Below are 24,480 nucleotides of genomic sequence, written 5' to 3' on the forward strand. Positions count from 1 at the left end.
TCCTCATTATCAGTATTAACATGATAGACGAGGAGGAGATAAAATATACTTCTATCTAACTATTGTGCTTTTTTACGATAAGCGTAAGAAGGAATCGATGACCATTTCGGGGTATTGTGCTGAAGTTTTGCCACAACTACCGTCATATCATCTTCAATTAAACCTGATTTTGTTCGAATAACATCTTCCATAATTAAGTCTGCAATTTCTTGTGGATCGTTTGTTTGAAGCTCGCCAATTTTTCGCTTCATCCACATTTCGTAGTTCTCAACGTGTTTCGGTCCTTCAAATACACCGTCACTCATCATAATTAACAAGTCTTCCGCCTTCATTTGTTCATTCACAACATCCACTTCAAATTCTTCAATAATGCCCATTGGCAAATTGCTTGCCTGTATTTTAATAACCTTATCTCCGCGTTTGATGAAACTTGGCGTAGAACCGATTTTCAAGAAGTTTACATTGGCATCTTGTAAATCAATCATCGCTAAATCTAAGGTCGAAAAGATCTCATCGTTTGTACGCAGGGATAAAATAGAGTTAATCGATTTGATTGCAATTGTCTCTTCTATTCCTGTTTGTAAAATTTGTTTTAACAGCTGAAGCGTTTCGCTGCTTTCATAGTGGGCACGCTCTCCATTTCCCATGCCATCACTAATAGCTAGTGCATACTTACCGGCGTTTAGCTCAATCATGGAATAGCTGTCACCGGATACAAACCCTCCGCCTTTAGCAGCATGTGCTACGCCTGTATCAACAACGTATGCTTTTGTACAGCCAAACGAAACGTGGCAATAGCCTTGAGGGTATTTAGCACATTCTTCGTTCTTTACTACAATACTTTCACCTAAAATATCTGTAAGCATTGGCGCAATAATTTTCTCGCATTCTCCTCTTCCGTGACAATATGGCACCCACATTTCAATATCTACATTTCCAGGTTCTAAGCTATAAATTTCAATTTGATTGATTTCCATCCCAAAGTTACGAAGAGCTTCTAAAATCTGTTCTTCTTGTACATTTAAATTTTCGCGCTCTCGCTTAATTTCTTTTGCAAAATTCCCCATGACTTCAGAGACACCGTGAAGCTGTTCTGCTACAATCCTTCTACTTTCTTGAATTTGTGCTTTTAAGTGCTGATTGGCTTTAAAATACGTAAGTTCATGCTCAATCACATCGATGACTTTTTTCGATTTCACGCAATGTTTGTCCATTTCTCGAATTAGCCTTGGATTTTGTTCAAGAGTGCCATTATCAACTTCAAGCATAATTTCCTTCATATATTCATAGGTTGTATCAAACTGCTGTGCCCAGCATTGTTCTTTTTTAAAACAAAATTGGCACGTCCTTTCGGTAACGCTGCTTAAGAAATAATCAACTTCTTTATCAGCGCTTGGCTTTTCATCGTAAAATCCATTTTGCGTAAAGCTTTTGGAAAGTGCTTGAAAAACATTTGAAAACTGTTCTACGCGATTTGCTGTTACATCTCGGATCTTACGCACGTACTGCTGTTGTTCAAGCATATTTTCAGATGTCCCTGGTACTAGTTTACTTAAGTTTTTCAAAACAAAAGATGGGGTTAATAAAAATAGGACAACGGCCGTCAGTGATTCATACAAATTAGTCGTCAATCCTTGATCTGCCTGAGCATATAGGCCAATTAGCAATGAACCAACAACCAGCCCTAGAGCTGCCCCTAGCTTTTTACCGTCTTTTAAAAGTCCTCCAAGCAAGCCAGAAAAAGCGAGTAAACTCATTTCGTACAAACTAGAAACATTCGCGAAACTTAAAATTAAACCGGTTACGACCCCGACCGTAGCTCCTATCGTAGGGCCAGATACAAACGCAAAAACTAATACTAAGTAACGAGATAATATATGTTCAGCCGAAAGGCCGTAAATCATCCACCCTATTGTCCCTGTCATAACAGATGCCAACAAAATAATAAGAGAAATCACTTCTTCTGTTTTTAATGATTGTTTTCGCTTTCGATATGAAATTAAAGGCACGCTTTGTAGGAAAATCATTGTTAAGATAAAGCTCAACCCTGCTTCTACTGCCACAAATGTAAAATCATACATGGTGAATTCCTTGGTAAACACATAAAAAATAGTTAGTTTTGTAAGTAACATCGCGCTAAATACAGTGAACGGCAGTTTCTTTAACGGATCCATTGTCAGTATGCCGCTAAATCGATGAATTAGTAAGAAAACAAATAGTGTAGCAAATACGGTACCTCCATTTTGAATGGAAACACTAAATGCCCCTGCCAATACGGCTAAACTTGCTAACGGTGCTTTTTCTTTCTTTATAGCCATTACGGCTGCAAAGAATGGCAAAGCAAATGGCATGATTTTCATTAAAATTAACGCTCGTCCTAATAAGAAACCTACGACTAGCAGCAATAATCCCCATTGAAATAACACCTTTTCCGTTTTCATACCCGCCTTTGTAAATACACGGGACATTTCTAATCTAGTTCGGTTAAATACCGCCTCTGTTGTTGGACTTGCAAAATCTCTTTCCGTCTTTTGCATTCTCCCACCACCCGCTAATTATACTTATTCGTTATTATATCGCGGCGAAAGGTGAAATTTTGTCAAACGGACTAGCAAAATACCTATAATCGTTCGACTATTTTCTAGTATTATATTGAAAACTATACAAAAAGATGTACAATCTTACATGGAGATTTAAAAAATATGAGAGATACTGTTCGCCCCAGAGAAAGCCTATGCTCATCATTCTTTTTTAAAAGCAAATAAAAGTCTATAAAAATAACAAAAAAGTTATTGACAATAACCCTGCTTTTTTATATTATTATAAATGTCTTTTAGAGAACGTATAATGGCGGTGTAGCTCAGCTGGCTAGAGCGTACGGTTCATACCCGTGAGGTCGGGGGTTCGATCCCCTCCGCCGCTACTCGAATAACGGCCCGTTGGTCAAGCGGTTAAGACACCGCCCTTTCACGGCGGTAACACGGGTTCGAATCCCGTACGGGTCATCAAAAAGCATGTACAACAAGTACATGCTTTTTTTCTACTCTTTTTTACATATAAAAAAAGCACCTTTTAGATAAAAGGTACTTTCCAAAAACTCGCTATCTATTTGATATAAGCAGCAAGTTAACCGCGTTTTGCACCGCGTCCACCGCGTTTTGATTCGGTATGGCGTTTTAGGGAAGATAAACGTTCTTCACTGTCTTTTAAGAAACGATTCATTTTTTGTTCGAATGTTTCTTTTGTACGGAAATCATTACCGCCACCACGATTGTTATTACGTTGTGGGCGTGAATCACGTGGACGGTCTGAGCGTGGCGCTCTTGCAGGACGCTCTGGTCTTTCTGGACGTTCTGGTTTATCTACCGCTTTCTTAATTGAAAGACCAATTTTACCATCTTTCTCAACGTTAATTACTTTGACTTCAACTTCGTCGCCCACTTTTAAATGGTCGTTAATGTCCTTTACGTAATTATCAGCTACTTCACTGATATGAACCAAGCCTGTTGAACCTCCTGGTAACTCAACAAAAGCTCCAAAGTTCGTAATACCTGTTACCTTTCCCTGTAACTTGCTGCCTACTTCGATTGACATAAAAAAAATGCTCCTCCTTAAATGATAAAAGAAATCAATTTATTATATTATACAAAAAGCAAAAATACACTGTCAACGAACCATACGTTTAGTCTTTTTTTACATTAAAGATAATTTCCCCGTCTTCTGATAAAAAATAATCTCTGCGGGCAATCTTTTTAATATAATCATCGTCATTCAACTTGACGATTTCACCTTTTAACTGTTTTTGCTTGCTTTGTAATTTTGTCAGCTGCTGTTCTAATTTTACCTTCTCAGCTTTTTTGTTCTCAATAGCTGAGGTTTGCGTAATTAAAGCTGATACCATCAATCCACCAATGATTAAGGCCAACACTCCGAAAACAGTCAAACGCCTAATTAAACCGATACGCTTTCGATCTGTATTTTGTTTAATTTGTTCTTGTTTATGGCTATAATCAGTATTTAACTTCGCGACCTTTTTTTTTCGTACCGCACTCATTGAATTAGTCGTCCCCCTTGTTTTTTAAAGTGTTCACCCATGCAACGACTCTCATTATCATATTCTTTGCACGATTGTAAATTCCTTCTATATACCGAAAACCCATATGTAAAAATCGTTTTACAGGTTTAGGCATCATTCTCCAAAATACGAAAAGAACCCACCTAGTCGGTAAGTAAATAAGCTTTAGACAGAAGACGAGCAGCTTATGAACAGCTCGGTAGATCCCTAAAGCGACTACAAGTAGAATATGAATAAAGAAGCGGATAGGCTTGACCAAAAAAATATTACTAAGCGTTAAAACACCTCGATATAAACTTAATACGCTCGAGACAGTAAATGTTAATACTTTTAAATACAGTGATTGAAATAAGCTTTGATACGCGGCAAAGCCGCAAAACAAAGCAAGAAACGCATACAAACGCAGTTCTCCTTCATTCACTAAAAACAACACATAAAAAATGAGAAGAGCTTGCACCATCCAAAACAATACGTCATTTACAAATACGAACCATGGGCGTGATTTAGAGCGATTAACAAAGTAACGATAAGTATCGAGAGAAGCACCTAAACCGCTTCCCATCGATACCATCGCAAGCATTGTATAGAGCTGAATGTTTAAACTCATCGAAACAACTTACTAAAGAATCCTTTAGCCTTCTCCGATTGGTTCTCATCTAAGTAAACTATATCAAAGATTTTTCCTTTTATCGATACAATTCCTTGATCAACGTCTAAATTTTTCATTTGCAGATTTTGCCCTCTAACTGACAAGAAACCCATCACTGTTTCAAGTAAAAATTCCTCATTGTCAAAGCTCTCTACCTGCTTCACACCCGTGATATCTAAGAGACGCCGACCCTTCATCACTAAATCATGATTTGGAGTATGGTCTTTGTTTGAATTGCTTGTTTCATAAAATTGGCTCATATCTTCATCCCCACCTCATTCATTAAGAGCATTCGCTCTTGTTATCTGTTGTTTAAAACATATGAATGAGAAAGGTGATTTAGAACAAGCCTTCATCAGTTATACTTCAGATGAAATACGCTCTTCTTTGACAATTGAGTACAAATTAGCTGCTTCTTCTTTTTTAGCTGCTTCTTGAAGAGCCTCTATTTTAACGGTAATTTTCTTCGTGCCAAATGTGATGGCTAATTCATCTCCTACTTTCACATTTGTGCTTGCTTTTGCAACGATACCATTAATCGTAATACGGCCCTTGTCTGATACTTCTTTTGCCAATGTACGGCGCTTAATTAAACGTGATACTTTTAAAAATTTATCTAACCTCATAATTCCCTCACCTTTCTGTTTTACAAACCTGTTTTTTTGGCTTCTTCCCAAAATTCATCTAACTCTTTTAACGAAAAAGATTCAAATGGTTTTTCAGAAGCTCTCACTTTTTCTTCAATATATTGAAATCGATTTAAAAATTTTGTATTCGTTTTAGCTAATGCAGCTTCAGAGTCGATTTTATAAAATCTTGCAATATTCACTAAAGCAAATAAAATATCTCCAAATTCATCGCTCATTTTTTCTTTATCAGCATGCTGTACTTCATCTTGGAATTCAGCAAGTTCTTCCTGTACTTTTTCCCACATAGGTTCAACTTCTGACCAATCGAAACCAACTTTTGCAGCTTGTTTTTGGTATCCGTGCGCTTTCATTAAAGAAGGCATAGCCCCAGGTACAGAAGCTAACAGAGAAGAAGGCTCCTCTCCTTTTTCTTCTTTTTTGATTTCATCCCAATTTTTTAAGACCTCATCTGCATCATTCACGCTCACTTCCCCAAATACATGCGGATGGCGTCTTACCATTTTCTCTGAAACACTGCGAATGACGTCATCAATTGAAAACATTCCTTCATCTTCACCGATTTGTGCATGAAGCAATACCTGCAGCAATACATCACCGAGCTCTTCAATCATATTATCGTCATCTTGACGGTCAATTGCATCTAATAACTCATAAGACTCTTCTAGCAAATAGCGCTTGAGCGATTCATGCGTTTGTTTTTGATCCCAAGGACATCCGTTTGGCCCTCTGAGCGTGGCAATAATCCTTCTGAATGAGTCAAATTGATGGTATAAAACCGTTTCGTCCGCTACTGGAGGGACATAAATAGTCGTTAAGTTATTGAGCGACATTTCTCTATCTAATTCATACAGCTTGACCGGCTGGATTTTTTCTTCACTGCTTCCCGCTGCCGTTACAATGTAAACGAGGTAATCATCAGGAACGTGTTCCATCAGCGTTAGTTTTACCTCTGAAGCAACGAACTGATCGTACACTTGAGCAATTAGAACATGACCCGTTAACTCTATTTCGCTTCGCTTTAAGTCTGTTCCGTCTAGCAGCTGAAATCCTTCAATAGGATCGATCTTTAGTGCGCCAAAAATTGGATCTAAGAAGCTTTGTCCCCCTTTAATTTCAACAGGAATGCTGCGTTCTTTTCCTTTTTGTAAAAGTAATTGAACCGTACGTTCTGCCACTAAAGGATGCCCGGGAACGGCATACACCACTTCTTCTACTGAAGCTTTATCGATTAAATCATTTGATATATGTTCATATACCTCTTCAAATCCATCATAAGATTCGTATACGTCATCATAGGATACGTACGTCAAGCCTTCACTTTCTAATTCTTTGATTACAGGATGTTCTTTTGTGCGCATATAAATATGCTTTTCCTGCTGCAGCAAGCGATAGATGCCTACGGGTAGCTGCTCTAAATCGCCTGCTCCTAAACCAATAACTGTTACTTTACCTGTCATTGCTTCACCTTCTTATTTATTTTTTAATACGTATTTAGCTAAAACACTTCCCATTGGAAGTAAACGTAATTCCTCTTCGGTAAAAATATGTTGTTTCATAATGATAAACAAATAAAACAAACCGCCTATTAAAACACCAGATCCTGTTTCAACCACTTGTTTGCTTGTATCTAAACCATTAGACCATACAAAGTGATGTAAACAAAATAAATAGCTTTGCAAAAGAATGACCATTGCTATGCCCGTTATAAAAATACCTCCACTCGCCTTTTTCGGAACGAGCGATACAGCTAGCTTTTTATACAGACAAAATAGATTGATTGCTGCAACAATAGCGAATCCAGCTGAGGAAGCAATGGCTGCTCCTATGGTTTGAAAATCTGGTATTAGCCAAAGATTCAATATCAGTTTAACCGTCATGCCAGCGATGACGGCTATTACAGGTGCGAAAACAGCTCCCATCCCCTGAAGCACAGCTCCAGCAGTTGCTGCTACGGTTGTAAATATAACTAACAAGCTCAAAATTTGTAAAACGTCCGTTCCGTCGGAGTTACTATATAAAAGCATATTAATGGGTTTCATCAGCGCAATCAAGCCAAAGGCTGCTCCAACTCCGACTACAAGCGATAGTCGGAGAGACAGCTGAACTTTTTCAAGCACAAATGACAAGTTCTTTTTCGCAATGGCTGAAGAAATAACGGGTACAAGTGAAAGTGAAAAAGCTGTACCTACTACTGTACCTAATTGAATCAACGGAAGTCCACGGTCATAAATACCTTTTGAAACTTTTGCTGCCTGTTCAGCCATGCCATGCGCCGTCAGACCGGAATATAATGTAAAGGAATCAATAAGCTGAATAAACAGCAGACCCATAGCGCTGATACAAATTAATAAACCTTGAATAATAAGGATTTTCACTACTTTTTTGATGTCTGCTTTTTTTATGCGTTGAAATACTCCCTTAGAATTTGTCTTTGTTCTAAAAACAAATAAACATAAAATAATAAGAGATGTTATACCGCCTGTTATGGAACCAAAAATAGCTCCTGCTCCTGCAGTATAAGGACCATACCCATGGTGGATAAAGAAAATAGATAGGCACAAAATAGTCCCTACTCGAACAATTTGTTCTGCGATTTGAGACAACGCAGTAGGAAACATATTATATAATCCTTGATAATAACCACGAATGACAGCAATAAACGGAATAAGTAAAAACGAAAATGAAATAATTTGAATGAGAAGCGTTAACTGACGATCTCCCATCCACTCGGCAATCGTTTCTGCAAAGATATATTGGAGGGAAAACATTATGCAGCCTACTACAAACAAAAAAGCAAATGAAACTTGAAGTATTCCTCGGATTTCCTTTCTCCGATTTGTTGCCACATAATCGGCTACTAACTTTGAAATAATTACAGGGAAACCGTATGTACCTAGCTGTAGCGCAATTCCATATAGCGGATAAACTTGCTGATAGATATAAAACCCTATATCTCCCGCAATATGGTGATATGGAATACGGTAAGTAGCACTTAAGATTTTCGTAAATAAACCTGCGAGCGTTAAAATAATCGCGCCGTTAAAAATAGAATAGAGCTTTGATTGTTTCTGCATTCCTACACCTTTCACCTGCAGCTTGTAATTATGTGAACAACGCTTTTTATGAGCCGCTAACTGTAGAAGAATAGCGCTTTGTTCTTATAAAACATCCTGCACTTTCCAATAAATAAAATACCGTACCATTATATCATGTTCTCTTTATTTCTAAGGTAAGACAGCATGAAAAAAGGTAGCAGAAACTGCTACCTTTTCAGTAAATAATGTAAAATAAAGATAATTACGCTTACTGCTCCATTTGACGAGATAAGAAGCTAGCTGCCGTTTCGGCTGCTTTATGCTCTACTTCACCAAGAGACTTCTCTTTTGAGAAGATGACAACAGCTCCAATCGGATCTCCATTTGCAATAATCGGACCGATTGTGTAAGAAGAAATATTTTCTTCGTATCCATCGACAAATTCAAGGTTTTTCCCATCAGTTACTAAAGAAGAACTGCGGCTTTCCATAACAGATTCTACTAAAGAACTAATGTTTTTATTTAAGTATTCTTTTTTAGAGCTTCCTGCTACCGCAATAAATACATCGCGGTCACAAATAAGTACAGGATGACCTAAGCTATCGTATAGCGCTTCGCCATACTCTTTTGCAAAATCTCCTAATTCACTAATTGGCGAATATTTCTTTAAAATAACTTCTCCATCGCGATCGACGAAAATCTCTAGCGGGTCTCCCTCTCGGATGCGAAGTGTTCTTCTAATTTCTTTTGGAATCACAACGCGACCCAAATCATCAATACGACGAACAATACCTGTTGCTTTCATTCATTGAAGCCTCTCTTTCATATGATGATTAAAATAGTTGGTGAATATCACTGATGGCTATATGATAAAAGGTTCACCTTTGTTGAGGTTAGTATTCTTCACTCTACAACTTCTATTCACCAACCATCTCTTTTTTTGTTAAAAAGTGTGCTTTTATTAAAAAAATGTCCAAAAAACCGCCAAAACATGGGGATTTGGACATTTTTATTTCGGCTATATAAAAAGAAGGCTCAAAAATGAGCCTTCTTTTTAATTCGTAACTTGTTCTTTTTTAACAGTGGCTACTCCTTTTACTAACTGATACACAATATTGAGCCATTCTTTTTGAGCAAGTCCTTTTACGTTAACCACTAATTTTACTTTCTTGCCTTCCATACCTAAGCTGACCATTCTGCCAAATTGATCACCTAGCATGAATAATTTTTGGCCGTCTATCGTTGAGCTCGCTTCTTCAGAAAGCAGAATAGAAATTTCTTGTTTTGACTGAAGAATAGATTCTACTAGGTTCTGCGTTGCATATACTTTTGTTTCAGCTACTTTAAACAAATACTCAACCTCAGCCGGATACTCTCCAAAACGATCAATCATTTCATCTTGCAGTTCTTGAATATCCTCTAGCGCTTCAATTCCTCTAAAGCGCTTATACATCTCAATTTTCAAGCGGCCGTCTGTAATGTACTGATCAGGGATATACGCGTCTAAGTCCAGGTTCATTTCCACATTAAATTTCACACTTTCTCCGTCAGACCCGCGTCTTTCCTCTATCGCTTCTTTAAGCATTTGTGAATAGAGATCGAAACCGACAGAATCGATAAATCCATGCTGCTGAGCACCCAGTAGGTTTCCGGCGCCACGTATTGAAAGATCACGCATAGCAATTTTAAAACCAGAACCTAATTCGGTGAATTCTTTAATAGCTTGCAGACGCTTTTCAGCTACTTCTGTCAGTACTTTGTCTTTATGATACGTAAAGTACGCATATGCCACGCGATTTGAACGACCTACGCGTCCTCTTAATTGATACAGTTGTGATAATCCCATCTTATCAGCATTGTTGACAATGAGCGTATTTACATTTGGAATATCTACTCCTGTTTCGATAATAGTTGTACTCACAATCACGTCATATTCGCCTTCTAAAAAGCTTAAGATAACCGCTTCGAGTTCTGTTTCATTCATTTTTCCGTGGGCATACGTTACCCTAGCATCAGGCACGAGCATCGAAATTTCTTCTGCTTTTCGTTCAATATCTTCTACGCGATTATATAAAAAGTAAACTTGGCCATCACGCGCTAACTCACGCTCAATCGCTTCACGAACTAGAACCGGATTATACTCCACTACATATGTTTGAACCGGAAAACGATTTTCAGGCGGCGTTTCAATAACAGACAAATCCCTTACACCCAACATAGACATATGTAATGTTCGTGGAATAGGTGTTGCTGTAAGTGTAAGGACATCAACGTTTGCTTTCATTTGCTTGATTTTTTCCTTGTGCGTTACACCAAAACGTTGCTCTTCATCGATAACTAACAACCCTAAATCCTTATAAATCACATCTTTAGATAGTAAACGATGTGTACCAATCACTACATCTACGGTCCCGTTTTTTAGCCCTTTAATTGTTTCCTGCTGCTGTTTACGGCTGCGAAAGCGGCTCAATAGCCCAATATTAATTGGGTAGTCTTGAAAACGCTCACGGATGGTTTCATAATGCTGCTGAGCTAAAATAGTGGTTGGTACTAAAATAGCCACTTGTTTTCCATCTGTCACAGCTTTAAACGCAGCACGAATGGCTACTTCTGTTTTTCCGTATCCAACGTCTCCACAAAGCAGACGATCCATTGGTCTTTCATGTTCCATATCCTTTTTAATTTCTTGTACAGAACGAAGCTGATCTTCGGTTTCTTGATAAGGGAAAGCTGTTTCAAATTCTCTCTGTAAATCGCCATCCGGGGAAAATGCATAACCTTTACTTGCTTCGCGCTCTGCATACAGTTTAATTAAGTCATCAGCGATGTCTTGAACAGAAGACTCAACTTTTCGTTTCACTTTCTTCCAGTCATTTCCGCCAAGTTTATATACTTTCGGCTCTTTCCCTTCAGAGCCTACATATTTTTGTACTTGATCAATCTGTTCAACAGGAACGTACAGCTTGTCAGAGCCTTCATATTTGATATGGATATAATCTTTATGATTACCGTTAATCTCTAACGTTTCCATTCCTAAATAACGGCCAATACCGTGGTTCACGTGAACGACATAGTCACCTACGTTTAACTCTGAATAGCTTTTAATACGCTCTGCATTGGAAAGCTTTTGACGACGCTTTGATTTCTTGATCCGTTTTTTAAACAATTCTTCCTCGGTTAAAACTGCTAATTTTTGCATCGGCAGTTCAAAGCCCATTTGTAAATCGCCTTCAATAATTTGAACAAGACCTGGCACAAGCTGACCATTTCCATCTAAAATAGATGAATCAATATCATAATCTGCTAGCACCCCTTCGAGTTTTTTCACGCGCTCTTTATCTGCTCCTAAGAGGACTACCGTATAATTAGCATTTTTCCAACGTTCAATTTCACTTTTTAATAAGTTCATTTGGCCGTAAAACTGCTGCATCTGCTTACATGAAATATTAATAATATTTTGCGGACTCGTATACGATACGTGCTTCAAAAATAACGATAAGTATAAAAACTGATGTTTTGCTCGCTGAATAAGAGATGGGAGCTTATGAGATAATTGAACATCTCGAACAATTTGCCCCTGTCCTAATAATTCTGTTATCCATTCAGCTTCCTCTGTTTCAAGCTGATCAGACGTCTCTTGAATTCGAGTTGTTTCATCAAAGATGACAAGGCCACCTTCTGGTAAATAATCTAGTAAACTAGCAGGCGATTCGTAAAAGAATGATAAATACTTGAACATATTTTCAAGAAGTTGACCTTGACGCAGCTGTTCAATTTCACCTTTAATATTTTCTGTTAAGGTAGCTTTTAGCGCTGCGTTTTTCACTTGCTGCAGCGTCGAAGCCAGCTGTGCTTCTAGTTCTTCAATTCCTTGGGCCACTTCATTTTGGTTCACAATGATTTCCGTAGCAGGGCCGATTGAAATTTCTTTTAACTGTTCTTGAGAGCGTTGATCCTCAATTGTAAAAGTACGAATGGAATCGATCTCGGTATCAAATAGTTCAATTCGGACAGGTAGCTCTTCTGTTAACGGATAAATATCAATGATTCCTCCGCGCACACTAAACTCACCCGGAGCTGAAACCATCGATGCCCGCTCATAACCCAACTCAACTAACCTTTTTAAATAATGATCAACGTCGATGTCAATTCCCATTTGAAACGGCAGCTGCGTTTGCTCCCATCTTGCTTTAGGAGGCAGCAGCTTTCGAATTCCTGCAAGCGGGGTTACAACTACTCCACCTGTATGTTGACTCCAATAATTGAGTACTTCAATTCGCTGAGCCTTTAATTCTGGACTTGCAATCCCCACTTCTGTAGCAACTAAATCGTTAACAGGGTATAAGAAAACGTCTTTTTCCGGTAAAAGGTGCAAAAGGTCTTCATACACTTTTTGGGCTTGATATAAATTATGAGTCACTACTAATAAGGGGTATTTTTTATCCTCATTTAAGAGTGCCATTAATACAGATCGAGCTGAACCGGAAATTCCCGTTACTAACTGTTCTTTCAAACCTTCTTCTAAACTGCTGACAACAGCTCCAATTTCTTTATTTTCTTCAAATTGCTGTCTAATCCCTCGCAAAGGAATTCCCTCCTCCCATGATATGTCTAAACTAAACAGAAAAACGCTTTGGTTTGAGACCAAAGCTTTTTATTGTATAAATGTTTCGTACTGATGATAGTCTGGATTTCGTTCTAGCGCTTCTTGACAGTCTTCACAAATAATTTTAACCACGATGTCTCCACTATTATGGTAGTGAATAAAGTCTTTTCGTTCATCTGCGGTCAGGTGATTAAAACCGAGTGCTTCTGTATTGTGAGCTGTCTTTTCTATCATACCGACTTTTGCGCCACAATGTCTACAGAAATAATGAATAGACATACAAATCCTCCCAAATCTTTTAGTGTTAGTATGGACGATTGAGAGAAATTTTATTCTGCTTAATTATAGCGATTCATTACTTCTAAGAACGTTTGACCTAAAAAGTCTTCACTCGCGTGCACAGACGTTTTCATCGCTTCTTCCATATGAACCATTTCATCTTCTGTAAAGCGCCCTAGTACATAGTCAACTACTTTCATACCGTTTTTCGGACGATCAATCCCAATACGAATTCGGTTAAACTCTTGGGTTTTTAAATGCTGAATAATTGATTTTATTCCGTTATGGCCGCCTGGACTTCCTTTTGTACGCAATCTTACTTTTCCGCACGGCAAATCTAAGTCATCGTAAATAACAAGCAAGTCTTCGACGTCTATATCAAAATAGTCCATTAACGGGCGAATACTTTCTCCTGATAAATTCATATATGTTAGAGGCTTTAATAATATGACTTTTTCTCCTCTTATTATACCTGTTCCATATATTCCGTTAAACTTTGTTTTATCTAATGAAATCATAAACTGTTCGGCAATTTTATCAATTGCCATAAATCCTATGTTATGACGAGTACGGTCATATTCTTTTCCAGGATTCCCTAAACCAACGATTAATTTCAAAATAGATACTCCTTTCCACTCTATGTAAGTTGTACATAATAGGTAAATGTCTTTAATGTTTTACATTACTATATAGTATCACTTTTATTATAATCAATTCACACAAAAAGACGTAACCTTTTGGTTACGTCTTTTTATATTATTCTTCGCTATCTTTTTCTTTTGTTGCTTCAACGTCGCCTTCAGCATCCTGAACTTCGCCGCTATCCGGCTCTTCTTCCTGTTGAGGAGGTAGTACAGAAGCAACTGTATCTTCTGCATCATGCGTAATTTCTAGCTTTTTATCTACCTTAATATCCCCTACTGTAATTGTATCGTTAATTCCCAAATCTGATACATCTACATCAATAGATGATGGGATATCTTGCGGCAAGCCTTTTAATGAAATTTCATATAGAGACTGCTGTAATACGCCGCCTTCTTTTGTTCCTTTTGCTTCTCCTACTAGAGATAAAGAAACTTCAGTATCAATTTCTTTCTTCATGTCGACCACTTGGAAATCGGCGTGGACAATTTCGTTTTTTAATGGATCGGTTTGAATATCATGTAACATTACGGAATATTTTTGCTTGTCCACTTGTAATGTTAACACTCCATTGCGTCCTGCTTCACGAATAGTCTTAATAAAATCAGCACTGTTTAAGTAAATAGGCGTGGATTCTGTTTTATTTCCGTAAACAACCGCTGGGAAGTTTCCTTCGTCGCGAATTTTTCTATTTGTAGAATTTTTGAAATCCGTTCTTTTATTTGCTTGAATTGAAATACTCATTTTATTCACCTTCCAGTATGTTTTCTACTTAAAATGTACCCTTTTTAGAAGGCTGCTAAACATAAAACTCGTTTCAATCAGCAATATATCTTTGCTCATCCCGTCCAAATCCCTTTAAAACCAAGGATTAGCCCATTTAATTTTTTTCAAAAAAACCTCTTTCCAAATGGAAAGAGGTTCTGTTTATCAATCAAATAACGTACTAACTGATTGCTCTTCGTGAACACGAATAATCGCTTCACCAATTAACGGAGCTACTGAAAGTTCTGTTACTTTACCAATTTTCTTATCTTCTGTTAAAGCAATAGAGTTTGTTACAGCTAGCTCTTTGATTGTAGAGTTTTGAATACGCTCAATCGCAGGGCCTGAAAGAACTGGGTGTGTACAACAAGCATATACTTCTTTTGCACCTGCTTCAATTAATGCACTTGCACCAATTGTAATTGTACCAGCTGTATCAATCATGTCATCAATCAAGATTGCTGTTTTCCCTTCCACTTGTCCAACAATGTTCATAACTTCTGCTACGTTTGGACGTGGGCGACGTTTGTCAATGATAGCGATCGGCGCTTTTAGACGTTCCGCTAAACGGCGAGCACGCGTTACGCCACCGTGGTCCGGAGATACAACAACAACGTCATCAAGATTTTTACTCTTGAAGTATTCACCTAAAATTGGAACACCTACTAAATGGTCAATTGGAATATCGAAGAAACCTTGAATTTGAGGAGCATGTAAATCTAATGTGATAATACGAGTAGCTCCCGCTTTTTCAATGATATTTGCTGCTAATTTGGCAGTGATTGGTTCACGTGCACGAGCTTTACGATCCTGACGAGCATAGCCATAGTAAGGCATAACGATGTTAATTGTTTTAGCTGATGCACGTTTTAATGCATCAATCATAATTAATAATTCCATTAAGTGTTCGTTAACTGGAGCACTTGTTGATTGAATGATAAATACATCACAACCACGGATACTTTCTTCAATGTTAATTTGAATTTCACCGTCACTGAAACGATCAACCGAACATTTACCTAATTCCACACCAATTACTTTTGCGATCTCTTCAGCTAAAGCCTTGTTTGAATTTAGCGTAAATAACTTTAAATTTTCATCAGCATATACATTTGACATTTTATTGTGAAACCTCCGTCAGGATTTTTTATTAATATCAAGCTTTTCAGCATAGTTTTCTTTATTTACTTGTTTCGCACGAGCAATTGATAATGCTTTTCCTGGCACATCATCCGTTACGGTTGAACCAGCTGCAACATAGGCGCCTTCACCAATTGTTACAGGTGCAATTAAGTTTGAGTTACATCCTACGAATGCCCCATCTTCAATCTTTGTTAAAAATTTATTTTTCCCATCGTAGTTAACTGTAATAGATCCGCACCCTAAGTTTACACCTTTTCCGACCTCTGCGTCTCCAATATAACTTAAATGAGAAGCTTTGCTACCTTTGCCAAAAGATGCTTTTTTAATTTCTACAAAGTTTCCTACGCGCACTTCATCTCCAATTAATGATTGAGGACGAATATGTGCAAATGGGCCAATTGTGACTTCGTGACCAATTTCACTATCGTGAGCAACAGAATGGCGAATAGAAGTATTATTACCTATTTTGCAGTCTTTAATTTCACTGTTAGGTCCTACTTCACAGTTCTCTCCAATTACAACTGTTCCTTGAATAACCGTACCAGGATAAATAACCGTATCTCTGCCAATGACAGCATCTGCTGAAATGTACGTGTTAGAAGGATCCACAATCGTCACTCCATTTAACATATGCTGCTTGTTGATACGCTTTTTCATTGTTTCTTCTGCTTGAGACAGAGCAAATCGATCATTAACGCCCAATGTTTCAGCAAAATCGGATGTTTGATATGCAGAAATAATTTGACCTTCATTTTTTAGAATTTCGATAACATCAGGTAAATAGTACTCTCCCTGTACATTATCATTTGAAACTTTTGAAAGTGTCTCAAATAATTTCTCATTATCAAAACAGTACGTACCAGTATTAATTTCCTGTACAAGACGCTCTTGTTCTGTGGCATCTTTATGCTCAACAATCTTTTCAACAGAGCCTTGTTCATTTCGAATGATGCGTCCATATCCTGTTGGATCTTCTGCATGAGCCGTTAAAATAGTTGCCATTGCATTTGTTGCTTCATGATGCTTTAATAAAGATTCAATTGTTTCAGCTGTAATAAGCGGAGTATCTCCACATACAACAATTGTCGTACCTTTTTCATGTGCAAGTAAAGATTCTGCTTGCATTACTGCATGAGCTGTTCCTAACTGCTCTTCTTGTAAAGCAAATAAGCTTTTATCTCCAACATGTGATTTCACTTTTTCGGCACCGTGACCTACAACTGTAATTAAATTTGTTAAATCTAAGCGTGATAACTGATCAATTACGTGTTGCACCATCGGTTTGCCACACACAGGGTGTAACACTTTATATAAAGATGACTTCATACGTGTACCCTGACCAGCTGCCAATATGACTGCATATCTTTTTGACATAACAGGCCTCCAATTTTACCTTTTTATCCATTAAGAATATTATATCAAAAATGACAGCATTTCAAGGAATCATTTATAAGTCATGAATTTTATTTTTTGGTAATGCTAAAGTTTTACAAAGGTGTGAAATTATATAAGCGGTAATCAAAAAGAAAAGAGCCTACTTTTCAGTAGACTCTTAATGTATCATATGTTTACGAAGCACCCGCTTCTTCGAATTCAACTTCTACCTCACCTAAACGATGATATTCTGCTAAAACAGCATCTTGAATCTTTCCGCGAGTATTTGAATTGATTGGATGTGCAATATCACGGAACTCACCATCCGGTGTACGTTTACTTGGCATGGCTACAAATAAGCCATTATTACCATCAATCACACGAATATCATGAACAACAAATTCACCATCTAATGTGATTGAAGCAATCGCTCTCATACGTCCTTCAGTGTTCACGCGGCGTAATCTTACGTCAGTTACTTCCATCTTGTTCACCACCTTTTTCTATGCGAAGCTTTACATACTTAATTCCACAGAATTTTGTGTTTTCCTGCTATTCAGAAAAAATTTTTAGAAAATTTTCGCAAAAAAAGTGAACAATTGGAAGTTACTTGCTTTTTGTTAGAAATTTGTTAATTTAATTACCCTTTAACAAGCGCAATAACTTCAATTTCAACAAGTACATCTTTAGGTAGTCTCGCTACTTCTACACATGAACGTGCCGGCTTATGGTCGCCGAAGTAGTCACCATAGACTTCATTTAATGCTGCGAAGTCGTTCATATCTTTAATGAACACGGTTGCCTTTACAACTGTATTTAGAGAAGCTCCTGCTTCTTCAAGAACTGCTTTTAGATTTTCAAATACTTGAGTAGCTTGTACTTGAACATCGCCTTCGACCAACGTACCATCTGGACGAAGTGGAATTTGACCTGAACTGTAAAACAAGTTATTCACAACAATTCCCTGTGAATATGGACCAATAGCTTGCGGTGCATTTTTTGTTTGAACCTGTAACATATGTTCCTCTCCCTTACTTGATCAAATATATTTTAAGTAATTGCCTTCCTGTACACGAATTTGTTTTTCTTTAATATTTACATCTGTTAATTGTACAAGAGACACATACTCATCCACTAAACGTTCTTCAATATCTTCTGATTCTACTAAAACTCCAATACCAGCAACAGTTGCATCAAACTCTTCAAGCAAACTAACCATTCCATTTACCGTACCGCCGGCTTTCATGAAGTCATCAATGATGAGTACATTTGACCCCACCGCTAAACTTCTCTTAGCTAACAGCATCGTTTGAATGCGCTTAGATGAACCTGACACGTAGTTAATACTAACGGTCGATCCTTCAGTTACTTTACTGTCTCTGCGCACAATAACAACGGGCACGTCTAAATACTGAGCAACCGCATACGCAATAGGAATACCTTTTGTTGCTACAGTCATCACCACATCGATTTTGCGGTTAGCAAAAAGCGATGCATACAAGCGACCGATTTTATTCACAACGCGGGGGTTCCCTAAAATATCAGTTAAATATAAATATCCACCTGGCAATAAACGCTCAGGTTTTTCAATCAACCCACATAATTCTTGAACAAGCTGACCGGCTTCTTCATTCGTCATCTTTGGAATGAATTTAACTCCGCCGGCAGCCCCTGGTAGCGTAACCAAAGTTCCGATACCCTGCTGTTCAAAAGTTTGTTTAATAATGGCCATATCTTCGCTAATAGATGATTTTGCGGAATCATATTTATCTGCAAAATACGTAAGAGGGATAAGGCGCTGAGGGTTTTGAATGAAATAGTTGGTCATATCAATTAATCGTCCACTACGTCGAAACTTCATAACATCCTCCTGAAAATCCGAATATTGTAATGTAAATATAACATTAACATACGGATTTATTCAAGCGTTATTCGTTCACCTAGTAACCTAACTGCATAAACTTTATCACAAAAGCCACGTAATCCATTATAAATGCGATGCATACGTGAATCATGCTGTACAAGTCCAAATACAGTTGGCCCACTGCCACTCATGAGTACAGCATCGGCGCCAAAACGCTTTATTTGTTCTTTAATGAGAGCTACTTCCGGATGCATTTTCAGCGTTACTGCTTCCAATACATTTCCGACAAGGCTACACATTTGATCATAATTTCCTGATTGTATGGCGTGAACCATCTCATCTACTTTAGGATGATCCATTTCCTCAATTTTTAAGTTTCGATATACATCTGCTGTAGAAACACCTATTTCAGGCTTAGCCAAAATCACCCAGCAGCTTGGAGGTGCCTCAATATGCTCTACAATCTCTCCGCGCCCTGTAGCAAGAGCTGTCCCTCCGTACACGCAAAAAGATACGTCAGAGCCAATCTCAGCCCCTATTTCTGCAAGTGTGTCTAATGATAACCCTAATTCCCATAACGTATTTAAACCGCGTAATGTAGCAGCCGCGTCACTGCTGCCTCCAGCTAATCCAGCAGCTACTGGAATATGTTTATCAATTAATATATTTACACCTTTTGAAATGTTATAACGTCGCTTCAAAATCTGCGCTGCCTGATAAGCGAGATTTCGCTGGTCATCTGGAACAAAGCGATTATGAGAATAAATAACAATTCGTCCATCTTCACGATCAGAAAGTTCAATTCTGTCCGCTAAATCAATTGTTGTCATAATCATCTTAACTTCATGGTAACCATCTGGGCGTTTATGTAACACATCAAGTGACAAATTTATTTTAGCCGGTGCTTTCACCATTAATTTCAACTTACTTCACCTACTTCATCTTATCGAGTTTAACGCTATTTTATCATAAAATGAACAAGATATAGCTGTTCATTTAAACATCTTTGTTTAATCCTCTGTTTTATCTTTCATTTTGGGACAAAAAAACCGAAGCGGTTATACACTTCGGTTTTCCTCATTTCACTTTAAATAATCGCATAAGCATTGATTTTCACTATTGCCTTAGCTGCTGCTGTGCAAGCTCCACTGCTCGCTTCACCATATTGCCTGCGTCTTTTGCCCGAATAGCGCCCCAACCTTCTGCTTGTACAGTATCGTAAAAACCAAGTTCTTTAGCCAGTTCTTCTTTCAGCTTCGATGACATAATCCCTCTACGCCTTGACATTGCACATGGCTCCTTTACGTATAAAATGAAATTCCAACCTGAATCTCCTCGCTCTTTATACATGAAAATGCGAGGACGATATGTATAGTATGTATAAAAAATAATTTATATATAATTTGAAAAAAAGACCAATAAAAAAGCAGTAAACCAATGTCCACTGCTCATCACCACTTGCTATATTGCCTATGTCATTCTTAGAAAAATTTTAGTTGCACTGTTTCCGTTAACACATCTGCGTAACTATACGAAACGCGCTCCAAAGAGTTTTCCTCTTGATCTAATTCAACGATAAAAACAGATGGGTACGTTTCTGTTAATACACCTGAACGTTCTACTGTTTTTCTACGACCACCGTTTGCTTTTAAAGTTAATCGTTGGCCTAGGTGCAAATCCAGCGCTTGCTTAATATCAGACAAAGTTTTCGCCATATTGGTCCACCTCACTATGTATAGTGTAACACATGTTAGAAAAATAGTCAAAAACATAAAATTATAACAATCTATCTCTAATTGTGTCAATAAATAATTTTCAACATGAATCTACATTTCGCTGTTAGTATGCTCGTTTTTTAACGAAATATGTATATCTTTAGCAAATATTGAAAATGATTTTGTGAAATTCAGCGTATACTTTGGCTTCATACGAAAAAACAACTGGTTGCACATCATGCGTGTACATGCTGTAACCAGTTGTTTTTATTTCTACTCATCGCTTTCATAAGGCATGCCCGTGCGAAGCAGCCCTTTTGTTTCTACTCCTCCTAAACCTTTAGCACCCGTTAATGTATTACGTAAGACGTCCCATACATTAATACGATCCGTGAAAGGAGTAAAACTTAGTTTTGCTACTACATACACGGGGTCAAGCGCATGAATATTTACACGCGAAGGTGAACTAGCAAAGTTTGCTCCAGCTTGAATCAATAATTCAAAATGCGATTGACAGGCACCTGCAAAAATCACCAGCTGATCTAAATTACCAACTCTTTTTCTTGCTTCTTGGACTGTTCGAATATAGTGCTTGGAATGTCTATAAGCAAGAAGATCATCCTTATTTCCTTTTCCTTTGGAATAAGCATCATGCCCTGTCAGCACCAGAATATCAGGCCTTACATCCTCAATTAACTTTCCAACTTTCTCCGGCATCTCTGACTCTACGCAATGAACACCATAAACAGGAACACCAATTTTTTCATAAACCAACAAACATTTACGTAAATAATTAGGGTCTCCGTCTACGTGCAGGACCTTTCCAGGAATTTGAAACAAGCGATGTGAATGGCTGTATCCATTAGTCATACTATATTCAGTTTTCTCTCGAACGAGCCGATAATCCTGTTGAATAAGCTCCAAGGATCTTTCTAAAAGTTCTTCTTCTTGTTTTTTTCTTTGATCCTGTTCTTTAGCATCCACAACCTCTAAATCTGTACAAGGAGCGTCGGCAATCAACCGAACGTCTTCTCCTATTAAAGTCGCATATTTCCCCGCTTCGCTGTCATTAATAGCTATAACACGAAAAAGCAAATCTCTTTGATAAGAAGGTCGTGTAACTATATCACCAATTTTGATGTTCATATGCTTCACTCCGTCTTTGCTACTTCAAAAATAAATTCTCTTCATAGCCTATGACTTCATGATAAAAATGTGATGATTTAGCGAAATGATTTTAAAAGTTGGTCACTTAACGCTCCGAATTCTTGAATAGACAGCGTTTCGCCTCTTCTTTTCGGATCAATTTCAGCAGTTGCAAGTGCTTGCTCAATGTCCGCTTTTTTCTGTTTCCCATTTGGCAAGTTGTTCACTAGATTGTTTAAAATGGTTTTTCGGCGCTGTCCAAAACTTGCTCGTACAACTTGGAAGAAGAATGCTTCATCTTGTACTTCTACCGCTGGCTTCGGTCTTCTCAGCAGCCGAATAACAGCTGAATCTACATTAGGCTGCGGATTAAATACTGTTTTAGGCACAATCATAACCGTCTCAGCCTCTGTATAGTATTGAATCGCAATAGAAAGTGAACCGTACTCCTTTGTTCCCGGTTTAGCTGCTATACGGTCGGCAACTTCTTTTTGAAGCATAACAACGATTCCCCGTACCGGAATTTGCTCTTCTAATAATTTCATCAAAATGGGTGTCGTCACGTAATACGGTAAATTCGCAACGACCATTAAATCTTCTATGTTTTCGAATTCTTGTTCGAGCGTCTCTTTTAAATCCGCTTTTAACACATCTTGATGAATAACTTTTGCATTTGGGTAAGGAGAAAGAGTGTCGGCTAAAATCGGAAGCAGACGCTGGTCGATTTCAAATGCCAGTACTTTTTTTGCGCGCTTTGCTAGCTGTTCAGTTAACGCTCCGATACCGGGTCCAATTTCAATTGCTCCCGTTTCTTCTGTTATTTCTGCATGATCAACAATGCGATGTAAAATGTTCGTATCAATTAAAAAATTTTGTCCCAAACTCTTTTTAAATGTAAAACCGTATTTCTTTAAAATTTCCTTGGTTCGATTAGGCGTTGCAATATCTTTTAACACGATTCCTTTTCCTCCTTATTTATCTGCTCAACAGCTTTGATAAACTCCTCTTTTGAAATTTGGAACATCTGTAATCGTTTATGAAGCTGCTTTCCATTGGCATAGCCTATTTTTAATAACTTTCCTATTCTTTCACGTCGAGACTTGGCTTTACTATCTCCTACCAAACGAGCTACGATTAAATCCTCTTGAGAAATCTCCATATCTGCTTCTACCCACTCTTGCTTTACATCTTTTAGTGCTTTTTGAATAGACGCAATAGAAGCATGTTCAACTCCAATACCTTTGCCGTTTTTAGGGCGAGCCTCTTCTTTATCTAAAAATGCATGTTTACATCCTGGAACACGTTCTGAAACAATATTTCGAATTCGCTGTCCTGGATAATCTGGATCTGTAAAAATAATTACGCCTCTTGTTTTTTGAGCTAATTTTACTTTTTCAATGGTTTCTTCATTTACAGCTGATCCATTTGTCTCGATAGTATCCGCATCCACTGCACGTTTAATCGCTACGGTATCGTCCCGACCTTCTACTACAATAATTTCTTTAATCTTCATTTCTTCCTCCAAAACATTCAGTTTTGTTCATTTGCTTTTCAGTAAAAATGAAATGCTCGTTACTCACATCATTTTTCTTCTATGAAATCAACGTTTTATCTTATTATCAACTAAATTAAAAAGCATCTATCTGTTATTTTAACTGAAAAAGGCAGAGGATAACATTCTCCTCTGCGCCTATCTTTACTTTAACACGAAAATGATTGTTATATGGGAAAAAGTTTTAATCATTAATGCCAAATAGTTTTTTAGCGTTAGCTGTTGTAATATCAGCCAACTCTTCATACGTTATGCCTTTTAACTCTGCAATTTGCTCCGCTACGTATGACACATAACCAGGTTCATTGCGCTTGCCGCGGAATGGATGAGGAGTTAGATAAGGACAGTCTGTTTCAATTAATAGTTTATCTAAAGGAAGTTCTGCAGCAACTTCTTTTGGTTTTTTTGCATTTTTAAATGTAACAGGTCCACCAAAAGAAATATACATATTCATATCCATACACTGCTTCGCTACTTCAATACTACCCGTGAAGCAATGCATAATACCTCCTACTTCCTCTACGTGCTCTTCTTTTAAAATGGTTACCACGTCTTCGGTGGCATCACGATTATGAATAATGATAGGTAAATTCACTTTGCGCGCTAAGCGAATTTGACGGCGAAATACGTCCTTTTGAACCTCTTTAGGTGATTTATCCCAATGATAGTCTAATCCCATCTCTCCTAAAGCCACAACTTTCGGATGCTGAGCTAACTCTTCAATCCAAGCTAAATGCTCATCCGTCATATCAATTGCATCTACTGGATGCCAGCCTACACTAGCATAGATAAAGTCGTACGTTTCAGCTATTTGAATAGCTTTTTTAATGGTAGGTTCATCAAATCCAACAACCACCATGTTTTGAACACCTTTTTCTAACGCGCGATTAATTACTTCTTGCAAATCGTCTTCATACTGTTCTGCGTTTAAATGAACATGTGTATCAAATAACATCTAATCGATCCTTTCCATGAATAAAAGGGG

25 protein-coding genes and 2 tRNA genes are annotated in these 24,480 nt (G+C 37.7%); 2 read left to right on the top strand and 25 right to left on the bottom strand.

Annotated elements, in window-relative coordinates:
• Positions 1-59: 59 nt before the first annotated feature.
• Positions 60-2,537: a stage II sporulation protein E gene (gene spoIIE / locus ACWATA_RS24025; protein WP_310331539.1), complete on the bottom strand. Its 2,478-nt coding sequence runs from the start codon at positions 2,535-2,537 to the stop codon at positions 60-62.
• A 312-nt stretch (positions 2,538-2,849) separates the two neighbouring features.
• Between spoIIE and ACWATA_RS24030 the strand changes: the two genes are divergently transcribed.
• Positions 2,850-2,923 (top strand) — tRNA-Met (locus ACWATA_RS24030).
• A 10-nt stretch (positions 2,924-2,933) separates the two neighbouring features.
• Positions 2,934-3,005, top strand: a tRNA-Glu gene (locus ACWATA_RS24035).
• Between the two features lie 121 nt (positions 3,006-3,126).
• Here the strand turns inward: ACWATA_RS24035 and ACWATA_RS24040 are convergent.
• From ACWATA_RS24040 to ACWATA_RS24155, 24 genes are all read right to left on the bottom strand, one after another.
• On the bottom strand, positions 3,127-3,594 hold the full coding sequence (locus ACWATA_RS24040; RefSeq protein WP_013054879.1) for a S1 domain-containing RNA-binding protein: 468 nt from the start codon (positions 3,592-3,594) through the stop codon (positions 3,127-3,129).
• An 88-nt stretch (positions 3,595-3,682) separates the two neighbouring features.
• Entirely contained in the window at positions 3,683-4,054 is a 372-nt protein-coding gene (locus tag ACWATA_RS24045) for an FtsB family cell division protein (RefSeq protein ID WP_013054878.1), read from the bottom strand.
• 4 nt (positions 4,055-4,058) lie between these two features.
• Positions 4,059-4,682, bottom strand: coding sequence for a spore cortex biosynthesis protein YabQ (gene yabQ, locus ACWATA_RS24050; protein ID WP_028412646.1), 624 nt, complete (start codon positions 4,680-4,682; stop codon positions 4,059-4,061).
• Positions 4,679-4,984, bottom strand: a complete 306-nt coding sequence (yabP, locus tag ACWATA_RS24055) for a sporulation protein YabP (RefSeq protein WP_013054876.1) — start codon at positions 4,982-4,984, stop codon at positions 4,679-4,681. The genes yabQ and yabP overlap by 4 nt, the downstream gene beginning before the upstream one ends.
• A gap of 99 nt (positions 4,985-5,083) precedes the next feature.
• The gene (locus tag ACWATA_RS24060; RefSeq protein WP_013054875.1) at positions 5,084-5,350 is read right to left on the bottom strand and encodes an RNA-binding S4 domain-containing protein; all 267 of its coding nucleotides are present in this window, start codon (positions 5,348-5,350) and stop codon (positions 5,084-5,086) included.
• Positions 5,351-5,370: 20 nt separating this feature from the next.
• A complete protein-coding gene (gene yabN, locus ACWATA_RS24065) occupies positions 5,371-6,831 on the bottom strand; it encodes a bifunctional methyltransferase/pyrophosphohydrolase YabN (RefSeq protein WP_028412645.1) in 1,461 nt (486 codons plus the stop codon).
• 12 nt (positions 6,832-6,843) lie between these two features.
• Positions 6,844-8,448: a putative polysaccharide biosynthesis protein gene (locus ACWATA_RS24070; RefSeq protein WP_028412644.1), complete on the bottom strand. Its 1,605-nt coding sequence runs from the start codon at positions 8,446-8,448 to the stop codon at positions 6,844-6,846.
• Positions 8,449-8,677: 229 nt separating this feature from the next.
• Complete coding sequence (gene spoVT, locus ACWATA_RS24075; RefSeq protein ID WP_028412643.1) at positions 8,678-9,214, bottom strand: stage V sporulation protein T; 537 nt, start codon at positions 9,212-9,214, stop codon at positions 8,678-8,680.
• Positions 9,215-9,463: 249 nt separating this feature from the next.
• Positions 9,464-12,994: a transcription-repair coupling factor gene (mfd, locus tag ACWATA_RS24080; protein WP_048021886.1), complete on the bottom strand. Its 3,531-nt coding sequence runs from the start codon at positions 12,992-12,994 to the stop codon at positions 9,464-9,466.
• 69 nt (positions 12,995-13,063) lie between these two features.
• Entirely contained in the window at positions 13,064-13,294 is a 231-nt protein-coding gene (gene fin / locus ACWATA_RS24085; RefSeq protein WP_013054869.1) for an anti-sigma-F factor Fin, read from the bottom strand.
• 59 nt (positions 13,295-13,353) lie between these two features.
• A complete protein-coding gene (pth, locus tag ACWATA_RS24090; RefSeq protein ID WP_028412641.1) occupies positions 13,354-13,911 on the bottom strand; it encodes an aminoacyl-tRNA hydrolase in 558 nt (185 codons plus the stop codon).
• A 139-nt stretch (positions 13,912-14,050) separates the two neighbouring features.
• Entirely contained in the window at positions 14,051-14,680 is a 630-nt protein-coding gene (locus ACWATA_RS24095) for a 50S ribosomal protein L25/general stress protein Ctc (protein WP_028412640.1), read from the bottom strand.
• Positions 14,681-14,866: 186 nt separating this feature from the next.
• Complete coding sequence (locus ACWATA_RS24100) at positions 14,867-15,820, bottom strand: ribose-phosphate diphosphokinase (protein WP_014462059.1); 954 nt, start codon at positions 15,818-15,820, stop codon at positions 14,867-14,869.
• 18 nt (positions 15,821-15,838) lie between these two features.
• Entirely contained in the window at positions 15,839-17,218 is a 1,380-nt protein-coding gene (glmU, locus tag ACWATA_RS24105) for a bifunctional UDP-N-acetylglucosamine diphosphorylase/glucosamine-1-phosphate N-acetyltransferase GlmU (protein WP_014462060.1), read from the bottom strand.
• Positions 17,219-17,412: 194 nt separating this feature from the next.
• Entirely contained in the window at positions 17,413-17,703 is a 291-nt protein-coding gene (gene spoVG / locus ACWATA_RS24110; RefSeq protein WP_013054864.1) for a septation regulator SpoVG, read from the bottom strand.
• A 155-nt stretch (positions 17,704-17,858) separates the two neighbouring features.
• The gene (locus ACWATA_RS24115; RefSeq protein WP_013054863.1) at positions 17,859-18,236 is read right to left on the bottom strand and encodes a RidA family protein; all 378 of its coding nucleotides are present in this window, start codon (positions 18,234-18,236) and stop codon (positions 17,859-17,861) included.
• A gap of 21 nt (positions 18,237-18,257) precedes the next feature.
• Entirely contained in the window at positions 18,258-19,079 is an 822-nt protein-coding gene (purR, locus tag ACWATA_RS24120) for a pur operon repressor (RefSeq protein WP_473050203.1), read from the bottom strand.
• A gap of 56 nt (positions 19,080-19,135) precedes the next feature.
• On the bottom strand, positions 19,136-20,005 hold the full coding sequence (ispE, locus tag ACWATA_RS24125) for a 4-(cytidine 5'-diphospho)-2-C-methyl-D-erythritol kinase (protein WP_013054861.1): 870 nt from the start codon (positions 20,003-20,005) through the stop codon (positions 19,136-19,138).
• Between the two features lie 193 nt (positions 20,006-20,198).
• Complete coding sequence (locus tag ACWATA_RS24130; RefSeq protein ID WP_016762700.1) at positions 20,199-20,369, bottom strand: small, acid-soluble spore protein, alpha/beta type; 171 nt, start codon at positions 20,367-20,369, stop codon at positions 20,199-20,201.
• Positions 20,370-20,563: 194 nt separating this feature from the next.
• The gene (gene veg, locus ACWATA_RS24135; protein ID WP_013054859.1) at positions 20,564-20,797 is read right to left on the bottom strand and encodes a biofilm formation stimulator Veg; all 234 of its coding nucleotides are present in this window, start codon (positions 20,795-20,797) and stop codon (positions 20,564-20,566) included.
• 273 nt (positions 20,798-21,070) lie between these two features.
• On the bottom strand, positions 21,071-21,943 hold the full coding sequence (gene yabG / locus ACWATA_RS24140) for a sporulation peptidase YabG (protein ID WP_028412638.1): 873 nt from the start codon (positions 21,941-21,943) through the stop codon (positions 21,071-21,073).
• Between the two features lie 77 nt (positions 21,944-22,020).
• Complete coding sequence (gene rsmA, locus ACWATA_RS24145) at positions 22,021-22,899, bottom strand: 16S rRNA (adenine(1518)-N(6)/adenine(1519)-N(6))-dimethyltransferase RsmA (RefSeq protein WP_028412637.1); 879 nt, start codon at positions 22,897-22,899, stop codon at positions 22,021-22,023.
• Positions 22,893-23,456 (bottom strand): ribonuclease M5, encoded by a 564-nt coding sequence (gene rnmV / locus ACWATA_RS24150; RefSeq protein ID WP_028412636.1) that lies wholly within the window; start codon positions 23,454-23,456, stop codon positions 22,893-22,895. The genes rsmA and rnmV overlap by 7 nt, the downstream gene beginning before the upstream one ends.
• A gap of 223 nt (positions 23,457-23,679) precedes the next feature.
• Positions 23,680-24,450, bottom strand: a complete 771-nt coding sequence (locus ACWATA_RS24155; protein WP_028412635.1) for a TatD family hydrolase — start codon at positions 24,448-24,450, stop codon at positions 23,680-23,682.
• Positions 24,451-24,480 lie beyond the last annotated feature (30 nt).

Source organism: Priestia sp. USM5 (assembly GCF_058323215.1).